Below are 23,587 nucleotides of genomic sequence, written 5' to 3'. Positions count from 1 at the left end.
CTTACGCCTTCCGCCGGATGATGTGAAACCCGTAGTAGCTTTCGACCTTGTCAATGTTGCCCGGACTCAACCCCTGGGCGCACTTCTTGAAGTTCTCATCGAAAACGCCCTTCGGCGTGATTTCGTAGAAGCCGGGAAAGGCGTTGTATTTGCTGTCGTTCATCTTGTAGGGGTCATCGCTGTACTGGATGACCAGCTTGTTGAAGTCGGCACAGTTGCGGGCTTCCTCGAAAACCTTTTCCCAGAGCTTGCGGGCTTCTTCCTTTGAGCGGGTCACTTTGATCTGTGGGTTTTTCGCCGCACCACTCCCTTTGTAGGCAATGAGAATATGCTGCACTTCGAGAGTTTCTGGGACAGTCTCTGGCTTGACGGGGATAAGGTCTTTGGGATCACAGGGCTTTGGAGCCGGCTTGGCGGGTTTGGCTGCTTTGTCTTCGGTTTTCGGCGGCTCAGACGCATTGCCGCCACAGGCCACACCAAGGGCAACCCCGAACATCAGGCAGCCCAGTCGGAACAAACGCATAGTCACCTCCCTAAGCGGAACGACGAGCCGGACAGGACAGCAGTGCCATCTCACGCCACAGGCTACGGGGCCAGCCGGGGAAGCCGAACCCGGACCCTGTAGCTGGCCACAAGCGTGGGGCGGGCTGAAACACCCACCTGGTTTCCCAACGAGTACGCCCTCAGCCGCTGCCCTGACTCGAAACATCCTTGCGTTGCACGATTGTGACGAGAGACCCGATGCGACGCAATGGGCACCAACCGGCCGACGTTCGGAAATGCGGGCCCCGCACCAACCCGACCGGGCCGGCTTGCGGGCAGTCTGCCCCAGGCGTGCAAACCGGCTGTTGCAGTGGTATTTCACGCAGTGAAGCCGCTTTTTCCCGGATTTGTCGCGGAACCGCGCCGTTTGACAGCCCTTGGTCAACGCCATTAGCATCGGCTTCTGTCAAGGAAGGAACCAGGACTATGCAGATTTACGATGTGACCGTTCCGGTTCACCCACGGATGCCAGTCTATCCTGGCGACCCACCCGTGGTGCTTGAACCCCGGGCGCAACTTTCCAAGGGTGATCCGGCCAATGTCTGCTACTGCGGGATGGGCACGCACACAGGAACCCATGTGGATGCCCCCTTTCACTTCATCGAAACCGGACGCAAGCTGCATGAAATTCCGCTCAACATCATGGTCGGGCGGGCGCGGGTGGTGGAAGTCACCGCGCGGAAAATAGACGTTGACACCCTCTCGCGCCTGGATTTGGGCGAACACATCCGGGTGCTGTTCAAAACCCGCAACTCCCAGCTCTGGCAGCAGGAAACTTTCAACCCCGACTATGTGTTCATCACGCCGGAGGCCGCCGCCAAGCTGGTGGCCGATGGCATCAAGCTGGTCGGCATTGACTACCTTTCCGTCGAGGAATACGGCAGCACTACCTTTGCCACCCACATCGAGCTGCTTTCCAACGGGGTGGTCATTCTGGAAGGACTGGACTTACGCGCTGTGGATGCCGGGGATTATGAGCTTATCTGTCTTCCCTTGAAGCTCATGGACAGCGACGGCGCACCGGCGCGTGTCATCCTGCGGGGCTGATTATGACCGCCCATGACCTGCTTCAGCAGTTTTTCACCCATCGCATCGTAGCGAGCCTGCGGGCGGCGACGGCCGAAATTGCAGTGCAGTCAGCCCGCGCCGTCATTGCCGGCGGCATCCGTATCATCGAGGTTCCCTACCACACTCCCGGCGCGATGCGGGTCATCGGCGACATCCGGCATCAGTTCGCCGATGAAGTCATAATAGGTATCGGGGATGTCCCAACCGTCGAGGTTGCCGACCGCGCCATCAAGGCGAATGTCCAGTTTGCGACCCTGCCCTACGACAACCCGCCGGTGATGGATTTTTGCCGGAAACATCACGTGCTGGTCATTCCCGGCGGTGCCACTCCGCGCGAAGTGGCCCGGTTGGCTGAGCGGGGGCTGCAACTCGTGCGCGTGTTTCCCGTGGCTTCCTTCGGCGGGGCCGTCTATGTGGGGCAACTGCGTCGCGCCGTTCCCAACCTGCACCTGCTGGCAGCCGGAGGCATTGACCTGACCGGTGTGGCGAAATACCTCCAGGCTGGAGCGTCGGTGGTCACGGTCGGGAGTGGCCTGTTTTCACCTTCCACCGGCAACCAACCCAACCTAGAAGACATCAGCCAGCGCGCCCGGCAACTTGCGGCACTGTCCACGCCTTCCCGTCCCTGAACCTGTCTTCGCGCCCGGTCTTGCGACGTGCCACGCCACACAGTATCAAGGCAATGTGTCATTCATCACATCCGGCGCCATGTTGCCTTTTTTGAGGAGCTGTCTTTTATGAACTTTTCACCGTGCCACGTTTTTCCGTGGACGCATCGCTTCTGGCAAGCCCGCACTCACCGGCGTTCTCTGCTTGCCGGCGGGCTTCTTCTGACACTCATCCTTTCAAACTGGAATCTGGCGGAAGCCCAACGCACCCGGCGGCAGCCGGCACGGAAAGCGCCGGCAACAACAACGCCTCCCGCCGGCCCGACTGCCACAACTGAAACCACAACGCCACGCCCGCTGGCGGAGTATTTTCCCGCCGACGTGCTGCTTTACGCCGAGTTTGAGCGCCTGCCAAATGCCATAGACGAAGTCCTCGCCGTGGAGAGCCTCAAGCAATTTCTGGCGGCGTCCGACTCCCCCTTGCCCATTGACCTGACACGCTATGACGAAGCCCTGACCGCCGTCGGCTTTCCCGACAAAGCCACCCTCGCGGCCACCCGTGTCGGCGTCGGACTCATGCTGGCACCGAACCAGAAAAAGACCCTTGGCGGCCTGTTTCCCATACCTGAAGTCGAATTCGTCGTGGTGCTCATTGCGCCCGACAATGCTGCCGCCGCGCGCTTTGTGCAGCTTGGGGAGCAGTGGTTGCCAACGTTTGTGACGAATACCAGACGGGTCAAGCCCCTTCCGGGACGTGCCGGACGCTTCCGCACGACCACCTTTCCCGCCACCAAAGCCACCGAGTCGCTGGTTATGGCGCACAGCGGACAGGTCATTGCCGTCGGTTTCCGCCCGGCGATGACGCGCTGGCTGACCCAGATGGCCCAGCCCACCTTCAGCCCACTCGGTAAAGCCAGAGGCTTCGAGGACGTTCAGAAACAACTGACGGACAACCGGAACGGGATGGTCTATATCAACACGTCCACCATTGGCACGTATGTCCGCGACCTGTTTGCTGAACTGTTGAAGCCCTCTCCGTCGGGCAACCGGGCTTCCCGTGAGCAGGCCCGTGCCGAAGCGGAATTTGTGGCTAAAATCAACCAGCTCGTCACAAAGTCCGGCATCGGTGCGGTGGATGGCACCGGCTTTGCCTACAGTGTGAAAGATGGACGGGTCACGCAGCGCATCGTCGTTGGACTCGACCGCGCCAGCGAGGGTCTTTTTCCGGCCTTTGCCGATGGCCCTCGCGTGAGCGGACGCGCGGCTGATTTCCTGCCGGATGACACCCAGATTTTTGCCACCCTGAGCGTCAACCCGACGCGCGTCTATGACACCCTGCGCCAGATGGCCGGGACGTTCAATGCCCGGTACGAAACTGACATTCAGGTGGCCGAACGCAAGTTTGGTGTCAACTTCCGCCAGGAAATCGCCGCCGCCCTGACCGGCGAAATCACCTTGGCCGTAGGCGGTCTGCAAGTCAGAGAGGTTGTCAATACCGGCACTGCCCTACCGTTCACAGACAACTTCCGGGTGGCCACCTTTGCTGTCAGCAATAATCCCCAGGCGCTGCGGGATGCGTTTGCCAAAATTTTCTCGGCGGCAGCGCGCAAGGCTGCCGACCGAAAGGCCTGGCAGGCCATTGCCAAGCCGCCAGAAGGAACGACGTGGCGACCCGTTTTCGACCCTCGTGTGAAGACTTACGAAGGCGAAACCATCTGGCTGTTCGAGGGCAGCAATGAGGATGAAGAAAACGCCTTTGCCGTGTCGGTGGTTGCCAACGTGCTCGTCGCCGGCCGTACCAGTGACGTGAAATGGGTGATTGACACCTACCGGCGCGGGCAAACCCTGGGCCGCCGCGAAGATTTCAATGTCGGCTTCGGGGCGCGTCCGGCCGACGCCATGGGCAGTGCGTATGTTTCCCAAGGGCTGTTGGCCCAGGCCCTGACCGAACTGCGCAACGAAACCCCCAAACGCTACCAGGTATTTCTTGAAGGACTGACGCCATTTCCCGTCTTTACCCACATCGGACGTGAAGGGCGGATGATAACCAATGTGGTGAACGTGTCCCTGCCCTATCTCGTCGGCATTGCCGGTGCTGGCTGGGGAGCCAGTTCGGCCGCCGATGAGCGCCGGGCCAACGAACAGGGCGTACGTGAGGTGCTGCGGGCCATCTACGAAGCCCAGATGGAATATGCGCGTGGTGCTGGCCAGGGCAACTACTCCGACAGCCTTCCGACGCTGGCCAAACGCGCCGACGGCAGCCGTCCTTTCAGCGAAGAGGTCGAACTGATGACCCGCCTGCCCTACCGTGGGTATGTGCTGGGCCCGATTGTGCTGCGCCCGGCCGGAGACGGCAAGCCAGCCGGTTTCTCGCTGACAGCCTTTCCAGCCGTCCGAACGGGACCAGACCGCACCGGCGACCAGACGTTTTACCTTGATGAAACGGGCGTGCTACGCTGCCTGCCAGCATCTGCCGGGGATGCCAATGCCGAAAGTCCGGGCTGCGATTCGTTTGCCCCTGCTGAATCTGCCCCAGATACTTCCAAGCTATGATGTCTCTGGTTACTGAACGCCGCTTCAGGCAGCGGCTGGAAGAACTTTCCATCGTGTGGCACGTGAATAACCACCAGCCGGCGCTTGCCTGGGCCGCTGCCGCCGTGACGTGGGTGGCGGCCCCGGAGCGGGACATCATGACCATTCCGAAGCAACTCGATGCCCTGGCCGATGCCCTGTGGAAGTGGGCAGACGAAACCGGACAGCCCGAACCGCTTACCATCGAAGCCGTGGCCGAAGGCTTCGTGGCGCTTGGTTTTCGTGGCAATACGGAAAACTACGATGACCGGCGCAACAGCTTTCTTGAAGACGTGCTGACCCGCCGGGTGGGGATTCCCATTACCCTTTCCGTCGTTTTCATCGAACTGGCTGCCCGGTTTGGTCTGCGGTGCGAAGGCATCAACTTTCCGGGGCACTTTCTCGTGCGCTACAGCGGGCCCGATGGCGTCGGCTATCTCGATCCCTTCCACCAGTGCCAGTGGCTGGACAGCGACGGCTTGCAGCAGTTGCTTCAGCAGATGTGCGGGCCGCAGGAACAACTGTGCGCCGAACACCTGCAAGTGGCCCAACCGGCCGATATTTTCCTGCGGATGCTCAACAACATCTACCGCATCGGCCTTGAAGCCAAAGACTGGACAACGGCCTTACGTGCGCGCCGCATGCAGTTTATCGTCTGCCCGGAGGACCCCTACATCCGGCGCGACATCGGGCTGCTGTGCTTCCAGCTCGAACGCTGGAGCGAGGCTGTGATTTGGCTTGAAGAACAAAAACAAAACACTATGTCCGAGGCCCAGCACCGCATCCTCGAAGCCCATATCAATGAAGCCAAGCGGGAATTAGCCCGGTGGAACTAGGGCTTACTTTGGGCGCGCCAGCCGCGTTCCGCGCACAAGGCCGCGCCCGGCAGCCTCAATGGTGAGGCCCTGCCAGGTTTCAGCCTCCGGCAGGGGCAGTTGGCGAATGCCAGCGGCAGCCGTGTCCACCTCGGAAGCGGCACTTCCCAGATAGACTGCCGTTGCATAGGCCCGGGTTCTTCCCCGGACGGTATCCGTCGTCTCCGCTGTACGGGTTGCCACTTCCTGCACCGTACGCCGCCAGGCATCGGCCGACGGCGGCTGTTTGGCAAGATCGCGCAGGGCGCGTGCCATGCGCTCCGTCACTCCGGGCGCATCCTCCGGCTCACCTTCCCCGATGACCAGCAGTTCACCAAGCTGCAACGCCGGGCTGAACTGCACCCGGAACACTTCCCGGTCCGAACCGTTGGCCTTCAGGTGGTCGTTCAGCCAGGCCGCCAACACGTTCCACCGGTGGTCGGCCTCCCGTCCGCCCGGTGTCGCCAGTGCGCAGGCCACGATGTCGCGCGTTCCGGTGGTGACTTCCTGGACGATGGGAGACGCCGCCGGTTGCGCGACGCGCGCCTTGAGGGACGTGTCGGTTTCGCGGCGCGTAAAGCCCTCGGTGATGTCGCGCGTCACCAGTGCTGAGCCTTGCGTGCCGCCGACGATGACCAGAATCGGCAACTGGCGCTGTATAGTTGTGGCATACCACCGCTGCACGGCGCTCTCATCAAAGCTGCGTACCGTGCCGTTGACGCCCAGTGCCGGGAAACCATAGGGGTGCGACGGCAGCAGACTCTTTCTGGCCAGCCAGACGGCCAACTCCAGAGGACGGGCCGCTTTCTGCTCGGCCAGCAGCCGTTCCCGCTCGGTCTTGACGCCAGCCGCCTCAAAAGCCGGCCGCTCGACGATGGACACCAGCCGGCGCAGGGCGGCTTCGGCATGACGCGCCAGCACACACAGCTCAAAGCCAAAGAAATCGCGCTCGTTGATAACGTGCAAGCGGCCGCCAAGGCGCTCCAGTTCATCCAGGATGCCGTCCGGCATCTGTTTTGCCGTGTAGCGCCGCATGACGCGCAGCATGAGTTCGGTTATCCCGGCAGTCCGCTCATCTTCAATGAAGCGCCCGCCCTGAAAATACAGCCCGATGGACACCAGCGGGTTGGATGGATCAGGACGCACGAGCACACGCGGGCCGCGCAGGGTCGCATATTCACGTACCGGTTCGGCGGGCAGGATGACAGGCAACCCGCTTTCCTTCGCCTTTGGCGGAGCCTTGCTGGGCACGACCACTGTTTCCGGGGCATCGGTTGTCTCACCGGCCGGGATGTCCGCCGCCAGCGTTCCCGGCACGAGCAGCCCGACGGTCTCGAAAAACTTTTCCGGCGTGAACGTGCGCAGCGGTGCGGTGACGGCTTCGTACTCGTGGACGACCAGCCGGGAGGCGACAAGATGCCTGGCGGCGACGGCACGCACCTGCTCGGCGTCAAGTTCACCGATGCGGTCGAGGTCATCCAGCCAGGCCACCAACCCGGAAGTGGATTCAACCCGGGCGAGCTGCTGCGCCCAGTCGCCAAGGCGGTCGCCGTCCAGGGCGCGTTCGAGTTCAAGCTGCGCCCGCGCCCGCTGAAGTTCGCCGTTTGAGAGGCGCTCCCGGCGCAACCGCTCGATGGCTTCAAGCGTCAGCGCCTCGGCCCGGTCAAGGCGCTCCGGCTGCACGTTGAGACCTACGCAGAAGGTTGCGCCCTGCGGCATGGCTTCGAGGTGCGTCTGGATTTCAGAAGCAATCTGGCGGTTTTCAATCAAGGCATCCTGGAGCCGGGAACGCACGCCAAGCGCCAGAGCCGCGCGGATGATGTCCAACGCTGCGCGCTCCTCATCCCGCAGAGTCGGCAGGACGTAGCCCAGGTGAACCCAGGTGTGGTTTTGAGGGCCGCGGTCGGCGCGGTACTGCCGGCCGGTCAATGTCCGGGGCGTGGCAGCCGCGGCTTCCGGCTTCCAGCCGGCATTGACCTCAGCGACGACGCGCAACGTCTCGGCCAGATTGAGGTTCCCGGTCACGGCCAGCACCGTCCGGCGGGGCGACATGTGCGCCGTGTGAAACGCGCGGGCCGTTTCCAGGCTGATGGCTTTGAAGTGGGCTTCTGTGTCGGGGACACCCGATTGGCGTCCGGCAGCCAGCGCCAGCCAGGCCGACCGGGACAGATGGCCGCTATGCAGGCGACTTTCCAGATGATGGTGCGCGGCCTGTACCTGCCCTTTCTGAAGCTGCCCTTCGGAAAACTCCAGACGTGCCAGCGCGCGCAGCAGCACGCCGGCCGCAGTTGCCAGATGCTTTGCTGGCGCGGTGATGGTCAGGGTGGCCCCGTGTGCCTCGACGACGGTTTCAACCGTAGCGCCAATGGCGGCCAGTTCGGCTGCATCGGCTTCTGCCAGCAGCCCATGCGCGACAACCCACGCCACACCGGATGCAGTCTCCGGTTCGTCAGCGTCACCAAAACCAAGCCGCGCCGCAACGGCCACCAGTTCCGTGCTGTACCGTTCACCACAGACCAGACGCAACCCGTTGCTGAACCGAATCAGCGTCAGCACACCGCGCTGGGTCTGCTCCACGAGTCCGCGAATGGGGGACGGCTTGGCCGGCGCCGGGGCTGGCGATGTCACTGGCGGAGACGTTCGGCGGCGGGTCTGACCGGCCGCCGGCTCACCCATTGCCCAACCGACGAGAAGCAACAACAGCCAGACACAACGTACGTACGACATAGGCAACCTTCCAAACCCGTCCGGCGTGTCCCCGGACTGGTGTCGGGTCTGTGACCGTAGTCCGTTCCGCGTCCGGGCGGCAAGTTGCTGCCGGCCTGATACATCGGAGCAGAGATAATGGCATCTGACGGCACAGTGAAAAAAGCCGTTGCCTAGCCGAACCGTCCGGCGAGGTAATCCTCGGTTTGTTTTTGGGATGGTGCGTTGAAAAGCACTTCGGTGGGTCCGAACTCGACCAGTTCACCCAGATACATAAAGGCGGTGAACTCGGCCACCCGCGCCGCCTGCTGCAGGTTGTGGGTGACGATGAGCGTGGTGACGTGCACCTTGAGGTTGCGCAGCAGTTCCTCGATGCTGGCCGTGGCCAGTGGGTCCAGGGCGGAAGTCGGTTCATCGAACAGCAACAGTTCCGGCTCAACGGCCAGCGCACGGGCGATACACAGGCGTTGCTGCTGTCCGCCGGAAAGCGCGTAGGCGGAGTCCTTCAACCGATCCTTGACTTCATCCCACAGGGCGGCATCCCGCAGGGCGCGTTCAACCCGTGCTTCCAGTTCGGCAGGTTGGCGGATGCCGCGCAGGCGCAGCCCGTAGGCGACATTTTCAAAGACCGACTTCGGAAAGGGATTCGGCTTCTGGAAGACCATGCCGATGCGCGACCGCACCAGAATGGGATCGGTTTCCGGGGCGAGCAGGTTGATGTCGTCAGGATAGAGGCGGATTTCGCCCTGGTAGCGATGCCCCGGATAGAGATCATGCATCCGGTTGAAGCAGCGCAGCAGGGTGCTTTTGCCACACCCTGAAGGGCCGATGAGGGCGGTTGCGCGCCGGGCGTGCACCGGCAGGTTGACCTCCCGCAGGGCAGCTTTGTCTCCGTAGAAGAAACTCAGGTTGCGGGCTTCGGCCTTGAGAACGTGGGATGGTTCATGGCTGTTGGCCGGCTGTCTCTGGACGCTGTTGTTCATAGGCCGGAAAACCTCCCACGCTACCAGAGTTGCCGCTGGCGCAGCCGATAGCGCAGCCAGACCGCCGTGGCATTCATCACCGCTGTCAGAAAGGTCAGCACCAGCGCCGCCGCCGCCGCATTGGGGCGAAAAGCCGGATTGGGGCGGGAAGTCCAGTCAAAGGTCACAATCGGCAGCGCCGTAAACGGCGCCCACAGCCAGTCAAACGACAGAAACGGCGCTTCGGGCGAGAACGGTGCAGGTGGCAGAAAGGCAATGAAGGTCACGGCCCCGATTGTCACCAGCGGGGCGGTTTCGCCGATGGCCCGCGCCAGGCCAATGATGATGCCGGTCAGAATGCCGGGAAGCGCCGCCGGCAGGACGTGCTGCCACACCGTCTGCCAGCGGGTTGCGCCGACGGCGTAGGACGCTTCCCGGATGGACTGGGGCACCGTGCGGATGGCCTCGCGCGTGGCCACGACAACAATGGGCAGGATGAGCAGCCCCAAGGTCAGGCCAGCCGTCAGGATGCTCGCGCCCAGACCCAGCAGGCGGACGAAAAGCCCCAGCGCCAGCAAGCCATAGACAATCGAAGGCACACCGGCCAGATTGACAATGTTGACTTCAATCAGCGTGGTGAGGCGGCCCGGGCGGGCGTACTCTTCGAGATAGACCCCGGCCGCCACGCCAAGCGGAATGGCTACGGCTGCCGTCACCGCCATGACCACCAGCGTCCCGACCCAGGCGGCCAGAATCCCGGCCTGTGCCGCCCGGCGGGAAGCAAAGGTCAGAAAGAAATCCGGCTGCAAACGCTCCCACCCCGTCTGGAGCACACCGGCAAACAGGGACAGAAACACCACCGCCAGCAGGCCCAACAACGCCCAGGCCGCCAGCACAAAGCCCCGTTCGAGCTGCCTGGCCCACCGGATGCGCGCCGCGGCGCGGTCACACAGACGGTCAGCCGTCGCCGGGTTGGTCGTCGCCGGGTTGGTCATAGGACACGCCCTTGAAAACGCTGTCGGCGGCGGACCCAGTCCGCCGCCAGGTTGAACACCAGCGTCAGGATGAACAACACCAGCGCCGCTGCAAAAATCGTCCGGTAGCCCAGACTGCCGTAGGGCACATCGCCCTTGGAGACCTGGACGATATAGGTTGTGATCGTTGCCGCCGGTTCGAGTGGGTTGAAGGTCAGACGCGGCTGCTGTCCGGCCGCAATGGCCACGATCATCGTTTCGCCGATGGCGCGGGAGACACCCAGAACGTACGACGCCGCCACGCCCGAAAACGCCGCCGGCAGCACCACCTGCCAGGCCGCTTGCAGGCGTGTCGCACCCAGAGCGTAAGCGCCTTCGCGCAGGCTCATCGGGACGGCCCGCAGGGCGTCTTCGCTGAGCGAGGCCACATAGGGCACGATCATCACGCCCATGACCAGCCCGGCCGAGAGCAGATTGAAGCCAGGCAGCGCCGGCCACAGCTTTTGCAGCAGCGGAGTGACGGTGTAGAGCGCAAAGTACCCGAACACCACCGTCGGCACGCCAGCCAGCAGTTCAAGGATGGGCTTGACGCTTTCCCGGAAGCGTCCCGTGGCAAATTCCGACAGATACAGGGCCAGCCACGTGCCACAGGGAATGGCAACAGCCAGCGCCACGGCGGAACTGGTGATGGTGCCCGACAGCAGAACGCCAATGCCAAAGCGCGGCTCGGCAAAGAGCGGCGTCCATTGCGTGTCGGTGAGAAAGCTGCGCCAGGAAACCACCCTGAAAAACGGCAGCGACTCGCCAATCAGCACAGCGGCGATGCCCAGTGTCGTCAGCACGGCCACGAGGGCCGCGCCGGCCAGCAGCCACTCGATGCCGCTTTCCCACCAGTGTCGCCAGCTTCCCTGTCGCTTTTGCATATCGGTTTCAGCACTGCTGCCGCCTACAACGCGGCCGGCCAGGTCAGCAAATCCTGAATGGAAACCGCCACCGCCGGGCGATTGGTGAAGACGCTGCCGACGCGCCCGTTGGCCAGATGCTGACGGACGGCAGCGTAGGCTTCCGGCGGCAGCGGCACACAGTGCACCTCGTCCGCCAGCGCCGCACCGTGTTCGAGCCAGAAGTGAACAAAGTCGGCAACTTCCGGGCGTTCCAGGGAGCGCGCGTTGACGTAGATGAACAGCGGCCGCGCCAGCGGCGCATACGCCCCGGAGAGGATTGTCTCGACGGTCGGCGTCACGGGCGGTTGGCCGGCAGCCCGCGCTATCGGGACGGGACGCAGCCGGTCGCGGTTTTCGTAGTAGATGTCAAAGCCAAAGTACCCCAGCGCGTTGGGATCGCCGGCAATGCCCTGCACGAGCACGTTGTCGTCTTCCGACGCCATGTAGTCGCCGCGACTGGCCCGCGCCTTGCCGTTGACGACTTCGGTGAAGTAATCGAACGTCCCGGAGTCGGTTCCGGCGCCGTACAGGTTGAGCGGGCGGTCGCCCCACGCCGGGTTGACCTGCGACCAGCGGCGGATGCGTCCCTGGGCTTCAGGGGCCCAGATGCGCCGTAACTCATCGAGCGTCATGGCCGACACCTGGACGTTGCCGGGATGCGTGACGACAACGATGGCATCCATGGCGATGGGCAGTTCGTAGTAGGCCAGTCCAGCCCGGCGACAGGCTTCACGTTCGGACGCGGCGATGGGGCGCGAAGCCGTGGCCAGGTCAGTTTCTCCACGGCAAAACTTTTTCATGCCGCCGCCTGTGCCGGAGACGCCGATGGTCACGCGCACGCCCGGATAGTTCCGCTGGAACTCCTCGGCGACGGCTTCGGCCAGTGGATAGACGGTGCTGGAGCCGTCCACGCGGATGACCGGAAAACCGCGCCCTGCCGGAGCGCAATAGGGGGCCGTCACCGTCATCAGCGCCAGCCCGACGACCAACAGGGACTGAAACCACATAGGCGCACCTCGGCCGGGAAGATGCGCCAAGCAAGTGTGATGGGTGTTACGGCACTTTTTCAGGGATGTAACAGGCGCAGACCAACCAAGGGCTTACGCGGGCGGACGAAGCGCCCGCGAGCGTGGCCGCAGCACTGCCGGAAGCTGGCTTTTCAGAGCCTGCCGCACGACATGGCCGCCCGGATTCAGATGCTTGCGCATGTGGTTGATCATCAGGTAGCCGTCGTGGAACTTGAACGGCGTTTCGCCGGTGGTGTAGTGGCCGCAGTACATCCAGGCCGAAGTGTACGGCGCGCGGTGGCGCTCAAACTCGCTCAGGGCATGGCGGGTCAGGTGCGGCAGGAACGTCATGTCATAGCGCGCCGCGATGAGCAGGGTCTTTTTGCTCCGGTTTTCCGGGCGGCCCAGCCGCTCAATGTAGGGGAAAGGGCTGATCGGCAGCCAGTACTCGCGCAAGTCATGGCGGGTGACGTGCTGTTCCAACCCGGCCCGGACGTGGCTGGTGGAAATGCCGGTCCAGACCACGTCGGCAAAGTAGCTCGACACGTGGTTGAACGCCGCAACCTGCAGGCGTGGGTCAAAGGCGTAGGCCAGAAACGCCACACAGGAGCCGATACTCGTCCCGATGATGCCGAAGCGGTGGTAGCCCTGGCTTTCGAGCCAGTCGAGCACGAGCCGCACTTCGTGAACGGCCTGCCGGACGGCCTGGAGGGTACGCCCCAGGTTGGGGCTGACCATGTAATCAGCGCGTACCTGATGCACGGGCCGCCGGCTGCCGTGGTAGGGCAGACTCAACCGGACGGACGCAATGCCAAAGGCATTCAGCCCTTGGCAGACCGAAACGTGGCTGGCGTAGTCGGCATTCCACTGGGGAAGCACCAGCACAACCGGCGGGCGGGTTGTTGCGCCCGGCCGTTCCCGAACCGGAAAGTAACGCGCCCACGCCAGGTTGTTGGGTTCGTCCGGGGTCTGGATTGAGCTGGGAAAGGTCAGCCACCCGTCATGGAGATGCCACTGTGCAAGGGGCGGCGGCGTGAAAAAACGTTCTGCGGCAGCGAGGGTCTGCCGGACGTACTCGCGCAGAAAGTCCGGCGGATGGGGAAAATCGGCCACCGGCAGGGGCGCCGGCAGGTGCTCGCTGTGGCTGGTGAGGTGGTCGAGTCCCCAGGCAAAAGGTGAAGCACGCCGGTGGCGGTCCACCTTTGACAGCCGGAGTTCCCAGGACTGAATGAGGCGCTTCAGCATGGCAGCCGGCTGCTCCTAACCGGCTGCCGAAGCTTCACCGGCGGCCCCGCCCGTTACGGCGGCATCGCTGAAAATGACGAAGGTATCCTCGTCAATCGGTCCCAGACCGACGTGCCGCTGGCCTTCAAATTCCCGAATCCACGCGACGACCATCATTTCCTTGCGCTCGGCATTGACGCTCGGCAGCGCCAGGGTGAGTTTCTCGCCAACCGTGACTTCCAGCGGAGTGATGACACAGGCGCCACGCCGACTGATCGAAACACACCGGGCAGTGGTATCCCGTTTGAGACCATTCTTGTCACGCCCTTCGACGACGGCGGGCAGGTGGCACGACAACCGGTTTTCACGCCGCATGCTTTCAAACTTTGACTCGTCGGTTTCCATCATATCGCGTCTGAACTTCCCCTTTGTTGGTCAAGCGTCGCATGCCGGGGTTTGGCCTTCATGATTTTTCCGGGTCAACCTGCACAACCCTTTATGCAACCACAGCCCGGCGATGCTTTTCCAGCTTTCCGTTGCCAAAACCAGATGATCGGCCTTAGTTTCATCTGTCTCCCTCAACGGTCTGTTATCCGGGGCTTGACTATGCAGCATCGTTTTCCATCAAGCCAAGGCAGGTGCAGCCAACGCCTCTGGCGAACATTCCTTGGTGTGGCGCTGGGGCTGCTGCTGGCCGGCAGTTTCCCGTGGCCGGTCTATCCGCCGGTTCTGGCGACAAGCCGGGAAACGAGCCGGGAAACGACGGTCAGCGCCCAGCAGAATGCACGGGTTTTCGACACCGTGTGCCGGCTGATTGAGCGCCGGTACTACGACCCCCGGCTGCACGGTGCGAACTGGCGGGATTTGACCCAGCAATTCCGGCGACAGGCACTGGCGGCCAAGGATGAATCCACCCTCTACCGTGCGATCAATCAGCTTCTGGCCACACTCGACGACCAACATACCTTCGCCCTGCCGCCCAGCCGCGTACGGGAAGAAAAGCAGGGCGCACGGGTTGGTCTTGGCATCCAGTTGCGCAAGCTCGAAGGGCAATGGGTGATCACGCACACGCTCGGCGGTTCGGCCGCTCACGAAGCCGGCATTCGTCCGGGCTGGATCATAGCCGAAATGGACGGGCAGCCCTTCACCGGCTTCAAGCCGGGACAACGCTTCCAGATCGGTCAGTCCGTAAAGCTCAAGCTCATTGACTCAAATGACCATCCCAAGCGGGTTGAAGTCATCTGCCGTCCCTTCGCCACGACGCCGGAACAACGGGTGCAGTACCTTCCTGATGGCGTCCTCTACCTGCGGTTCACCGAGTTTGCACCGAAGACGGCCGACTGGCTGGAAGAGCACATCACGTCCAATCCACAGGCTGCCGGTCTGATCTTTGACCTGCGCGAAAATACCGGCGGACTGCTCGATGTGCTCGCCGACTGTCTGCGGCTCATTTACCGCCAGGATGTGGTTTTTGGCGATTTCATCCAGCGTAACCAGAAGCCGCTGCGGATGCGCGTCAGCGGCAACCGGCAGGCCTATACCGGGCCGGTACTCGTGTTGATTGATGAACACTCGGCCAGCGCCGCCGAAATTTTCGCCGCGGCCGTTCAGGAAACTGGGCGCGGCACGGTCATCGGACGGCGGACGGCCGGGGCCGTACTGGCCAGCATCCAGGAACCACTCCCGGATGGCGGCAAAGTGCAGATCAGCATCCGCGACTACCGCACGGTGCGCGGCGTACGGCTCGAAGGGCAGGGCGTCACGCCCGATGTCACCGTCAAGCTGACCCTTGAAGACGTACGCCGGAATGTTGATGTTGATCTGCGCTATGCCCTGCAGCAGCTTGCGCTGACCTTGAAGCGCCAGGGACAACGCTCCGGGCTGAACGTTCTGCCCGACGGCCTGCCTCAGCTTGGCCGGACGCCTCACCTGCCTTTGCCAGCCGGGGCAACCTGCCACAGCGCCGGGAAGCACAATCTGGGAACTATCGGGCTTGACAGTCAATCCACGGTCATGGCCAATTGCGCATTCGTTTTTTGAGACGGCCCTTTTGGATGTTCTTTTCAAAGCACTTGCGTCTCGTTCGTCTAGTGGCCTAGGACACCGCCCTTTCACGGCGGTAACACGGGTTCGACTCCCGTACGAGACACCACCCGCCGCCGCTTCCGGCGGCTTTTTCACTTTCGGGGCTGTCAGAAGTCACCGAAGCACTCCCGAAAAACGACCCGCAGAGACTGCCGCCACCGCTCGGTGACGCCCACCAGCGTCACCGGCAGGTCGGCGCGCAGCCGCCGGGCAACCGTGCGGACGGTGGGATGAAACCGCAGCGTCGGCGCCAGCAGGTACAGGTGAGGCAGGGCGCAGCGGTCCGGCTGCGCACCGGCAAAGTAGCCCCGGCGCAAGAAATCCCCCTGCCGCCAGTGATGGACAGCCCGCAGCCAGTAGGTCAGCCCCTGCCAGATGAAGTCGGCATCGGCGTCGGCTTTGAGTTCTACCACGGCCAGCCGGCCGGTGTGGGTCAGCGTGACGAAATCAGCCAGCCCCAGCGTATCGCGGCTGAAGTGCGGTGCCTGCACGCGGATGTGCGCCGAATCCAGAGCCTCGTCAATAAGGTGCAGTTGACGGCGCACCGCCACGTCCAGCCAGCGTTCCGGGTGGGCGCGGTAGAGCGGATGCCCAACTTCCCGCGCCGTCGGCGTCCGGTAGCGGTTGAGCATTTCCAGCAGCGCGTGGAAATCAGCCTGGTTCCGGGCGGTCAACGGACGGCTTGGCTGGCCCAGCGTCGTCAACCCAAAACGCAGGGCCGGTGTTGTGCGCCCGGCTGCCTTTTCTTCGGCCACCACACAGCGTTGCAACCGGGCGCATTCCAGCCCGTACCACCGGACGGATAGCGTGCTGCCTCCGGCCGGGACAACTTCGCAGTGGGTATCCAGAGCATCGCCAAACCATTGGCGCAGGTACTGGAGTTCGGCTGGCGTGGGCGGACGGTAGCGCCACAGCCGGACGGGCTCGGTGATGAGCGGCAACTGGTGGCCGGGCGCGAGCGGATGCACGGCTGACCAGTCGGGCGCGGCTTCGTAGAGCCTCACCTGCGGCACGTGCAGCAGGGACAGAAACGGCAACAGCTCCACCCGGCTGTCTGGCGGCAGCAACAGCCAGAGATGGGTTGCGGCCGGCAGCGCGTCGAGCGCCTGCATGGCATTTCCCAGAAGCTGGCGCAGGGCCGTTGGATCGGTCGTCGTGAACACCAGCCAGGTAGCATTACCAGACTGCGCCTGCCAGCCTGCCACCGGCGACGGATGCCGCCACTGGCGCAGGCTGGTGATGCGCACACCGGCCGGGAGGTTTCGGTTGAGCCACGTTCGGACGCAAGCTTTCCACCGTGTCATGTCCGGCGTGGGAAAAGCCTCCGGCGGAGCTTCGTCCGGGGCTTCATCCGGGGAGGTGATGATGAGCTGTCCGCGCTCGGCTCCGACCCGCCGGGAAACATCGAGCCGGAGCGCCGTGCCATGCCGTGCGTAGCGTTCGACCCGCCAGCAAGCGGAACCGTTTGGCCCCCAGTATGTCACCGTCAGCTTGCCGTAGTTGACAGCACATTCCACGTGGTAGTCGCCACGACTGGAACCATGTGGGGTGATGACCTGCACGCGGAAGCGTCCGCCCGTTGGCGAAAGCGCCGCGAGGTGCGCCGTCAGCCCATGGAGGTCGGCCGCCGGGTCAGCAGCCGGAGCTACACGATGTCTGACCGTGGTCTCCATACCGGATCGCCCATTCCCCACAACAGCCATGGTTGCCTTTCAGGGCAACACCTTACCAGAAAACAACCACGTCGCGGCGATCCATTCGTCTGGGCGGAAAAGGTCATGCGTTCGAGCTGTTGGGTTCACGGCTCCACACAAACGCGAACCAGGCTCCCCACACGATCACCACCGTCGTGATGAGGGCAGCCGGCGTGCCAGTTCCGGCCGGAGTGGCGACGGTGAAGTTGTAGAGCGTGTGCCACACGGCAACGACCAGAACACTTTCCTGGGAAAGGAAGTATAGGCCGGCGAGCAGAAAAGCCGCGCACAACAGCCCGAAGCCCCACCCCAGCAGGACCGGCCCGACCAGCGCCTGCATACTCGCATTGAGCCAGAAGAGCGGCGCGTGCCAGACCGCCCAGACAGATGCCACGACCAGCGTGGCGCGAAATCTTCCAAGCTTTGGAGCAAGATGCCGCGTGGCAAAGCCACGCCAACCGGCTTCCTCTCCATAACCGTTGAGAAGCAGCACAGCCGGCAGAAGTATCAGCAACGGGGTGTCCGCCGGAGCGCCTGGATAGGCACAAAACGCTTGCCGGGACGGCAGTTCCCCACCTGCGGCAGCAAGCCCCAGGAAGGTGACGCCGGCAATCAGAAGCGGCGACGAGGCAAGGAGAGCATTTTGAAAACGGGGGTGCGGCAGCACGAGGGCGCTTTTTATGAACGCCAGCAGGGCGGCTTGCCCAAATGCCAGCCAGGTGATGATGACGGCTGCCACCAGAGGTCCCAACAAGCCTGGCAGATGCGTGGCGGATGACCCCGGACGAACCTGTTGCCCGCTGGCAAGCAGCGTCAACCAGTACGACCAGGAGAGCAGAACTGTCAGGCCAAAGAAGCAGGCAACTGGTCTGGTTGCAACCCAACGGCGAAACACGGGCATAGTCCTCACACTAAGATTCACCGAACAGCCAGCCCTGCCGATGCTGTGCAGCCGTGACAGACATCAGCGCCGGCGCAAGGTCTTCGCGGGATGCCACGTAGAGAAATTCCCGGTTCCGCAGATGGCTGACCACACCCACCTTTTCCCCACGTGGGTTATAAATGCCAATCTGCGCCCCGACATACCGCTTGAAATCCTTCTCGATGGTCGTGACCTGCCCGGCGCCGTTCCACAGCGACCGCAGCATGGCTTCCATGTCCTGGCGCGTCACGTAACCTTCATCGTTGAACGACACGATGATGATCGGTGCCTGCACGGCTGTCAGCAGGGTGTGCAGGGCAGCCGTAAACCGGGAACGGGCGTTGAAGACACTGCGGCGCTGGCGTACGTCCACGCGCTTGCATGCGACGCCATAGACTTCGGGTTTGTCCCACCGCACGAGCGACTCCCAGATGTGGTAGTTCCCCAGATAGGAATGCTGGTTGTAGGGCGGGTCAAGGTAGGCCACATCAGCCGCAAAGCGACGGACGGCATCGAGGGCATCAAGACAGGTGGCCTGCCCTTTGCCGTACCGGGCGCGCGGGAGCACATTCGGGACACGCAGTTCGAGGTCGTTGTACGAGCGTGGCGCCCAGCTTTTGAGATAGGCCATCTGCACGCCGGTCGTGGAATCCACGCGGTCGGCCGCTTCCATCAGGGAGACGAGCATGACGGCTTCCAACTCCGGGTCAAGCCCCCTGGCGGCAATGGCTTCGCGGATGGCGTCAATCCGTTCGCCGTTTTTGGGCTGGAAGAAGCGGGACCGGATGCAGAACGTCTCGGTGAAATAGCCCGGTGTGCCTTTGAGGGCATTGAACTCCCGGACGAGTTTGCGAGCGTCTTCGAGGACATCTTCGGCATCGGCCTGGACGTAGCAGCGCGCCAGGACGGCGGCGTAGGCATTGTGGTCGTTGGAGAGCACACGGTAGCCGGCTGCCTTGAGCGCATGCCCGACGCGGGCCGTCCCGGAAAAGGGGTCAAGAACGGTTCGGGCGTTTGTCGCCCGGCGGATGGTTTCCAGAATGAGCGGGATGAGGGTTCGTTTGGAGCCGATGTACTTGATCATTCAGACGTTCCCTGTGCAGTGCCGTCCTCTTTCAAAAAAGCCGGCCCGGTTGATTTCGTTACCTGGCCTTTTTCAGGCAAAACAGGTACTCGGTAACACTGTCTGCCCGGTATCTGCGGTTTTCCCGGTCTATATCGGCTCTGAACCGGCGGTAATCCTCTTTTCTCAAGTCCACTACCCCGTATTGGCTCATCATCCTGATAATCTCATCTTCACGCATGAGACCTTCGCTGTTGTAGCTCAGAAAGACATATTTTGCACTTGTTTCCCGAATCAGCCTTTCAAGCGATTGAAGAGCCTTTGCAGAATTGCAGAAATCTGATTTCTGGTGACGGTAGTCCCTCAGTCCCGTAATGCCATAAAGCTGTGGATGGTCATATTTTGCGATGGTTTCCAGAACATGGTAGTTCGTGCAGTATTGGCGCTGGTTGTAGGGAGGATCAATGTAGAGAATGTCACATTGCACCTTGCTTGCCAGTTCGCCCCCGTCGCAATTGTACACTCGATGCAACCTGTTATCGGGTATAATTTCAAGCCTTTCCAGCCGGAGCGGCTTGCGTGCGCTTGGCTTCACGTGCTTGAGAAACGCGCCATAGACCGAAGCCGTGTTGGCAACCTTGTCCATGGCTTCAATCAGGCTGGCCAGCAGATAGAAATACTCATCGTCTGAAATGAAAGCATCCCGATGCCAGTCTTCTGTTTGAAGGCGAATGGCGTCACAGAGTTTTCCATTTTCGTCTGTGAAGTATTGACGGGGAAAATCTTTTCCGGCCGTACCGCCCGGACAGTAATTCCGGTAAATGAAGCCTTCAACTCCCGTCAGCCTGTTCAGATAATCCAGAACGACATCAACGGCGTCATACTGCGAAAGACCAGCCGGCTGTGGCAGATGCTCCACAATGCCAATGAACCCTGGCTGGCAGTTGATGCCTATGTATGCCCGGTTGAGACAGTAGCTGTAATACTGAATGTCATTGGCGACGATATGGAATCCAAGCTTTTTGAAGTGCCTTCCGACAACGCCTGTTCCCGAAAATATATCGAAAAATGTCCAACCCGAATCCGGCGTGGAGAATTGCGTAATGTGCGTTTCCAGAAAGGAAAGAAGCGAGAACTTGCTACCAATGTAGTTCACAGCCCGGACCTTGGCAGCCTGCTCACGTGCAGAGCAAGCCCGGCGGTATGGAAGTCACCCAGAGACCCGCCTGCGGCAATTGTACGGACGTGAAGCTTCTGGCAACCACAGACTGGCATCAAGCTGGGTTTATGGGAAACGAGTATAACACCCGTCCGTATCTCATCCACCAAACGTTCAGGGACGCGCCGGATGCGTTACCGGTTCAAGCCGCTGGCTTTACGGCAAGCCCTGCCAAAAACAGCCAGACCGAAGCCACCCTTCCACAGGGCAGCTTCGGCCTGATTTCATGCAACCCGGCTTGCCTCTCCGCCGGGAATCAGAACGAAACTTTCATCACCGTCAGGAAAGGCACGGGCTTGCCATCCACGACGTACGGCGCAAACACCCACTGCTTGAAGTTTTCGGCATACGCCGCAGCCTGGGGATCGTGGGTCAGTACGTGTGCGGCAAACACCTGCCCCTGCTCATTCACGCGGAAAGCCACCAGCAACTCCCGTGCCGTGTCGGAAGACGGCAGTACCCGCTTGAGCACCTGCACCTTGGAGGGCGGCACGCGATAGGCTTCCTCCTCCGGGCGAATCCGCTCTTCCCGGTCAATGTTTGGCAAGGTAGCACGCACAAAGGTCTCCGGGGCGATGGAGAAGCCTGGGTGAAAGGCTTCCCGCCAGAAGGCAACCGGTGCGGACAGCCTGGCGTTGAGCAATGGCTGGTCATTGATAACCAAAGTCACCTGGGTCTGCATCGGCACATCAACATGGAAGAACAGGTTGCCCGTCCAGTTCGTGGCCCGCGTGATGCGTACTTCAGATGGCGTTACGGACAGAGCGCCATCGGGCAACGGTGAGGTAGAGCCAATGCCCAGCGTCGTGACACGTCCTGGCGCTGGCACCATGATGCCGGCTGCAACCTGGGCTGTAGTCTGTTCCTTGGGGGCAAGGTTAATCATGTCATTCGGCTGGACACCGTCAATTCGGATGGTGAGCCGCTCCCCAACATTAATCGTCTGGTTCGTCACCTGAATCTCCATACGGTGTTCAACAGCCCGGCGCTGCCCCAGTGCCGTACCGCCGGTGCCAATGAGAAAAAAGCCTGCCGCCAACAAAAACAGTCCAGTTTTGATGTGTCTCATCTTCAGAACACCTCCCTATCAAGAACAAATCAATGTGACAGACCCCGGGTTGCCAAAACAGACTGAGGCTGAACAGATACTAATTTCTGGCGCAAAAAAGGTGCCACAGTTCACGATGGCAAAGAAACTTATGCAGTTGCCAGATTGTTCAGCACTCCAGTATTCGATGTGGCAATTTATGCTCAAAGGGTCGGCGTTGTATCCTCCCCTAGCCTCCAACCCTGGCCTCCAACGACTTGCCAGGTGTCTTTTTTTGATGGCTCTGATTTTGATGGCTCTGATGGGTTGGGCAATTCTGATGGGCCTGTGCTTGCCAACCCTGAGACCGAACAAAGCCACACGCTCATAACAAGCAGCAATCCAAATCGCATTGCAGATTGCATCGGCAAGGTTCTCCTTTGGAACAAGCATTGGTCAACGAACAAGCTGATCTCCTGGATTGAAAGCTACCTAACCTACAAGGGAAGGCAGCTTGTTCTGAAGGCAGCTTGTTCTGAAGGCAGCTTGTTCTGAAGGCAGCTTGCCAGAAAGAAATAGTAATGTCAATTAAATCGCTATAGAACAGCAAGACTCTCTGCACCAAGCCACGCTCTGGTAAGAAAGGCCGGCCACGACACCACCCAGTGCCCACCCAAACACCGAAACAGCAGACAGCCAGCCAACGGTACACCCTTGACGGTTTACCTGGTTGTGCTTTTCAAACGCTGGGCAAAAGGATTAGCTTTCATTGTCACCTTATCTTGCAAAGGTTTGCGGGAGGTCAGCGAGGCCAACGGTGCAACGTTTCGCATGGCGGGCCGGACTGTTGGCGCCGGCCACGATCTGGCTGTTTCTCCTGGGTTTCCTGCCACTTGTCATCGTCGCCAGGCAGTCCTTCGCCAGCCGCACAACCTACGGCAACATTGCCTGGACGTGGACGCTGTCCAACTTCCGGCAGGCCCTGGAGCCGATGTACCTGGCCATTTACTGGCGCTCGCTCTGGATGGCTGTCGTTGTCACGCTGGTCTGTATCGTCCTCAGCTATCCCGTGGCGCTTTTCCTGGCCTTCCAGGTCAGGCCGCGCTGGAAACCGCTGCTCCTGACCCTGACGGTCATTCCGCTGTGGACGAGCCTTGTGGTACGCACCTTCGCTTGGACACATCTGCTGCGTACCGAGGGCATTATCAACACGGCGCTGCTTGGGTTGGGTCTCATCCGCGAGCCGCTTCCGCTGCTTTACAACGACCTGGCCGTGTTCATCGGACTCGTCGCCGGTGAACTGCCCTTTATGATCATTCCGCTGGTCGCCAGCCTCGACAAACTCGACCGGCAGCTTCTCGATGCGGCGGCCGACCTGGGCGCAACGCCGTGGGTGACGTTCTGGAAGGTCATCGTTCCCTTGTCGCGTCCGGGACTGATTGCCGGCAGCGCCCTCGTGTTCATTCCGAGCCTGGGCAACTTTGTCGTCGCCGATCTGCTTGGCGGCGCCAAAAGCATCCTGCTTGGCAATGTGATCTGGAATCAGTTTTTCCAGCGCAACCAGCCGTTTGGCGCGGCGGTGACGCTGCTGCTGCTGGCCGGTGTCGCGGTGATGGCTGTCGTCATCAACCAGGTCACCGCCCGCCTCCAACGCCCACCGGCTACGGTGCAAAACAGACGGTGATCCCACGCGCCGCAAGCGCTTTCTGCACGCCAAGGCGCAGGCGTTCCAGAAAATCAGGCGGAAATGACGCCGGGGCTTCACCGGTGGCCGACACAGCCGCAAAGGCTTCAGCCAGACGGGTTGGATTTCCGCTCGAAAACGCGCGCCGCAAAGCGTGATAGCTGGCGGCCGCCTGCGCCTGTGACTCGTAAGCCCGCAGTGGCTCAATGTCCCGTCCGGTCGGCAAAAACCAGAGCTGGAACTTCCCGGTTTGTGGGTGCTGGACGACGCCCCCGACAAATGCCCGCTGGTGCGAACACGCCAAAGCGGCGCTGGTCAGATGCTCAAATGGTGTCATGGCAGAAAACCTTTCCGCGTACCAACCGTACGCAAGCAGCCGCCGGAAAAACGGCTGGTGAGAGGAGAGGGGCAGCGCCGTCGTCACCAACCCCA

At 61.8% G+C, this 23,587-nt stretch carries 21 protein-coding genes and 1 tRNA gene; 8 read left to right on the top strand and 14 right to left on the bottom strand.

The window, feature by feature from the left end:
* Position 1: 1 nt before the first annotated feature.
* Complete coding sequence (locus tag CABTHER_RS17195) at positions 2 to 523, bottom strand: peptidylprolyl isomerase (protein WP_041569049.1); 522 nt, start codon at positions 521 to 523, stop codon at positions 2 to 4.
* A gap of 446 nt (positions 524 to 969) precedes the next feature.
* On the opposite strand from CABTHER_RS17195, the gene CABTHER_RS03030 reads away from it, so the two are divergent.
* The 4 genes from CABTHER_RS03030 (at position 970) to CABTHER_RS15380 (ending at position 5,626) form a co-directional block, all read left to right on the top strand.
* Positions 970 to 1,590, top strand: a complete 621-nt coding sequence (locus CABTHER_RS03030; RefSeq protein ID WP_014099105.1) for a cyclase family protein — start codon at positions 970 to 972, stop codon at positions 1,588 to 1,590.
* A gap of 2 nt (positions 1,591 to 1,592) precedes the next feature.
* A complete protein-coding gene (locus CABTHER_RS03025; RefSeq protein WP_014099104.1) occupies positions 1,593 to 2,240 on the top strand; it encodes a bifunctional 4-hydroxy-2-oxoglutarate aldolase/2-dehydro-3-deoxy-phosphogluconate aldolase in 648 nt (215 codons plus the stop codon).
* 108 nt (positions 2,241 to 2,348) lie between these two features.
* On the top strand, positions 2,349 to 4,772 hold the full coding sequence (locus tag CABTHER_RS03020) for a hypothetical protein (protein ID WP_014099103.1): 2,424 nt from the start codon (positions 2,349 to 2,351) through the stop codon (positions 4,770 to 4,772).
* Positions 4,769 to 5,626 carry a SirB1 family protein gene (locus CABTHER_RS15380; protein WP_081464661.1) on the top strand — a complete coding sequence of 286 codons (858 nt, stop codon included), beginning with the start codon at positions 4,769 to 4,771 and terminating at the stop codon, positions 5,624 to 5,626. The genes CABTHER_RS03020 and CABTHER_RS15380 overlap by 4 nt, the downstream gene beginning before the upstream one ends.
* Before the next feature lie 3 nt (positions 5,627 to 5,629).
* Here CABTHER_RS15380 and CABTHER_RS03010 read toward each other — a convergent pair whose 3' ends face one another.
* From CABTHER_RS03010 to CABTHER_RS02980, 7 genes are all read right to left on the bottom strand, one after another.
* The gene (locus CABTHER_RS03010) at positions 5,630 to 8,371 is read right to left on the bottom strand and encodes a M16 family metallopeptidase (protein WP_041569048.1); all 2,742 of its coding nucleotides are present in this window, start codon (positions 8,369 to 8,371) and stop codon (positions 5,630 to 5,632) included.
* A gap of 152 nt (positions 8,372 to 8,523) precedes the next feature.
* Positions 8,524 to 9,333, bottom strand: a complete 810-nt coding sequence (pstB, locus tag CABTHER_RS03005; RefSeq protein WP_014099100.1) for a phosphate ABC transporter ATP-binding protein PstB — start codon at positions 9,331 to 9,333, stop codon at positions 8,524 to 8,526.
* Between the two features lie 20 nt (positions 9,334 to 9,353).
* Positions 9,354 to 10,307 (bottom strand): phosphate ABC transporter permease PstA, encoded by a 954-nt coding sequence (pstA, locus tag CABTHER_RS03000; protein WP_014099099.1) that lies wholly within the window; start codon positions 10,305 to 10,307, stop codon positions 9,354 to 9,356.
* Positions 10,304 to 11,209, bottom strand: coding sequence for a phosphate ABC transporter permease subunit PstC (gene pstC, locus CABTHER_RS02995; RefSeq protein ID WP_014099098.1), 906 nt, complete (start codon positions 11,207 to 11,209; stop codon positions 10,304 to 10,306). The genes pstA and pstC overlap by 4 nt, the downstream gene beginning before the upstream one ends.
* Before the next feature lie 23 nt (positions 11,210 to 11,232).
* Positions 11,233 to 12,237: a PstS family phosphate ABC transporter substrate-binding protein gene (locus tag CABTHER_RS02990; RefSeq protein ID WP_014099097.1), complete on the bottom strand. Its 1,005-nt coding sequence runs from the start codon at positions 12,235 to 12,237 to the stop codon at positions 11,233 to 11,235.
* A 93-nt stretch (positions 12,238 to 12,330) separates the two neighbouring features.
* Positions 12,331 to 13,482, bottom strand: coding sequence for an RcgR family putative quorum lactone hydrolase (locus CABTHER_RS02985; protein ID WP_014099096.1), 1,152 nt, complete (start codon positions 13,480 to 13,482; stop codon positions 12,331 to 12,333).
* A gap of 15 nt (positions 13,483 to 13,497) precedes the next feature.
* Entirely contained in the window at positions 13,498 to 13,869 is a 372-nt protein-coding gene (locus CABTHER_RS02980) for a PilZ domain-containing protein (protein WP_014099095.1), read from the bottom strand.
* 198 nt (positions 13,870 to 14,067) lie between these two features.
* On the opposite strand from CABTHER_RS02980, the gene CABTHER_RS02975 reads away from it, so the two are divergent.
* Both CABTHER_RS02975 and CABTHER_RS02970 read left to right on the top strand, forming a co-directional pair.
* Positions 14,068 to 15,501 (top strand): S41 family peptidase, encoded by a 1,434-nt coding sequence (locus CABTHER_RS02975; RefSeq protein ID WP_187288403.1) that lies wholly within the window; start codon positions 14,068 to 14,070, stop codon positions 15,499 to 15,501.
* A gap of 36 nt (positions 15,502 to 15,537) precedes the next feature.
* A tRNA-Glu gene (locus CABTHER_RS02970) sits at positions 15,538 to 15,613 on the top strand.
* 40 nt (positions 15,614 to 15,653) lie between these two features.
* On the opposite strand, the gene CABTHER_RS15375 is transcribed toward CABTHER_RS02970, so the two are convergent.
* From CABTHER_RS15375 to CABTHER_RS02945, 5 genes are all read right to left on the bottom strand, one after another.
* Positions 15,654 to 17,219 carry a hypothetical protein gene (locus tag CABTHER_RS15375; RefSeq protein ID WP_014099093.1) on the bottom strand — a complete coding sequence of 522 codons (1,566 nt, stop codon included), beginning with the start codon at positions 17,217 to 17,219 and terminating at the stop codon, positions 15,654 to 15,656.
* 103 nt (positions 17,220 to 17,322) lie between these two features.
* Complete coding sequence (locus tag CABTHER_RS02960; protein WP_187288402.1) at positions 17,323 to 18,135, bottom strand: CPBP family intramembrane glutamic endopeptidase; 813 nt, start codon at positions 18,133 to 18,135, stop codon at positions 17,323 to 17,325.
* Between the two features lie 16 nt (positions 18,136 to 18,151).
* The gene (locus tag CABTHER_RS02955; RefSeq protein ID WP_014099091.1) at positions 18,152 to 19,246 is read right to left on the bottom strand and encodes a DNA adenine methylase; all 1,095 of its coding nucleotides are present in this window, start codon (positions 19,244 to 19,246) and stop codon (positions 18,152 to 18,154) included.
* Between the two features lie 58 nt (positions 19,247 to 19,304).
* Positions 19,305 to 20,381 carry a DNA adenine methylase gene (locus tag CABTHER_RS02950; RefSeq protein WP_014099090.1) on the bottom strand — a complete coding sequence of 359 codons (1,077 nt, stop codon included), beginning with the start codon at positions 20,379 to 20,381 and terminating at the stop codon, positions 19,305 to 19,307.
* A gap of 319 nt (positions 20,382 to 20,700) precedes the next feature.
* On the bottom strand, positions 20,701 to 21,513 hold the full coding sequence (locus tag CABTHER_RS02945; protein ID WP_014099089.1) for a hypothetical protein: 813 nt from the start codon (positions 21,511 to 21,513) through the stop codon (positions 20,701 to 20,703).
* 243 nt (positions 21,514 to 21,756) lie between these two features.
* Here CABTHER_RS02945 and CABTHER_RS16945 point away from each other — a divergent pair, with 243 nt between their 5' ends.
* Positions 21,757 to 22,026 carry a hypothetical protein gene (locus CABTHER_RS16945; RefSeq protein ID WP_148263915.1) on the top strand — a complete coding sequence of 90 codons (270 nt, stop codon included), beginning with the start codon at positions 21,757 to 21,759 and terminating at the stop codon, positions 22,024 to 22,026.
* A gap of 262 nt (positions 22,027 to 22,288) precedes the next feature.
* Positions 22,289 to 23,155 carry an ABC transporter permease gene (locus tag CABTHER_RS02935; RefSeq protein ID WP_014099087.1) on the top strand — a complete coding sequence of 289 codons (867 nt, stop codon included), beginning with the start codon at positions 22,289 to 22,291 and terminating at the stop codon, positions 23,153 to 23,155.
* Here CABTHER_RS02935 and CABTHER_RS02930 read toward each other — a convergent pair.
* Positions 23,133 to 23,492, bottom strand: a complete 360-nt coding sequence (locus CABTHER_RS02930) for a hypothetical protein (protein ID WP_041569047.1) — start codon at positions 23,490 to 23,492, stop codon at positions 23,133 to 23,135. The two genes, CABTHER_RS02935 and CABTHER_RS02930, sit on opposite strands and share 23 nt — an antisense overlap.
* Positions 23,493 to 23,587 lie beyond the last annotated feature (95 nt).

Source organism: Chloracidobacterium thermophilum B, from assembly GCF_000226295.1.
Classification (GTDB): Bacteria; Acidobacteriota; Blastocatellia; order Chloracidobacteriales; family Chloracidobacteriaceae; genus Chloracidobacterium; species Chloracidobacterium thermophilum.
Note: the sequence above shows the minus strand (reverse complement) of the source record. Positions and strands in the feature narration are given on the sequence as shown.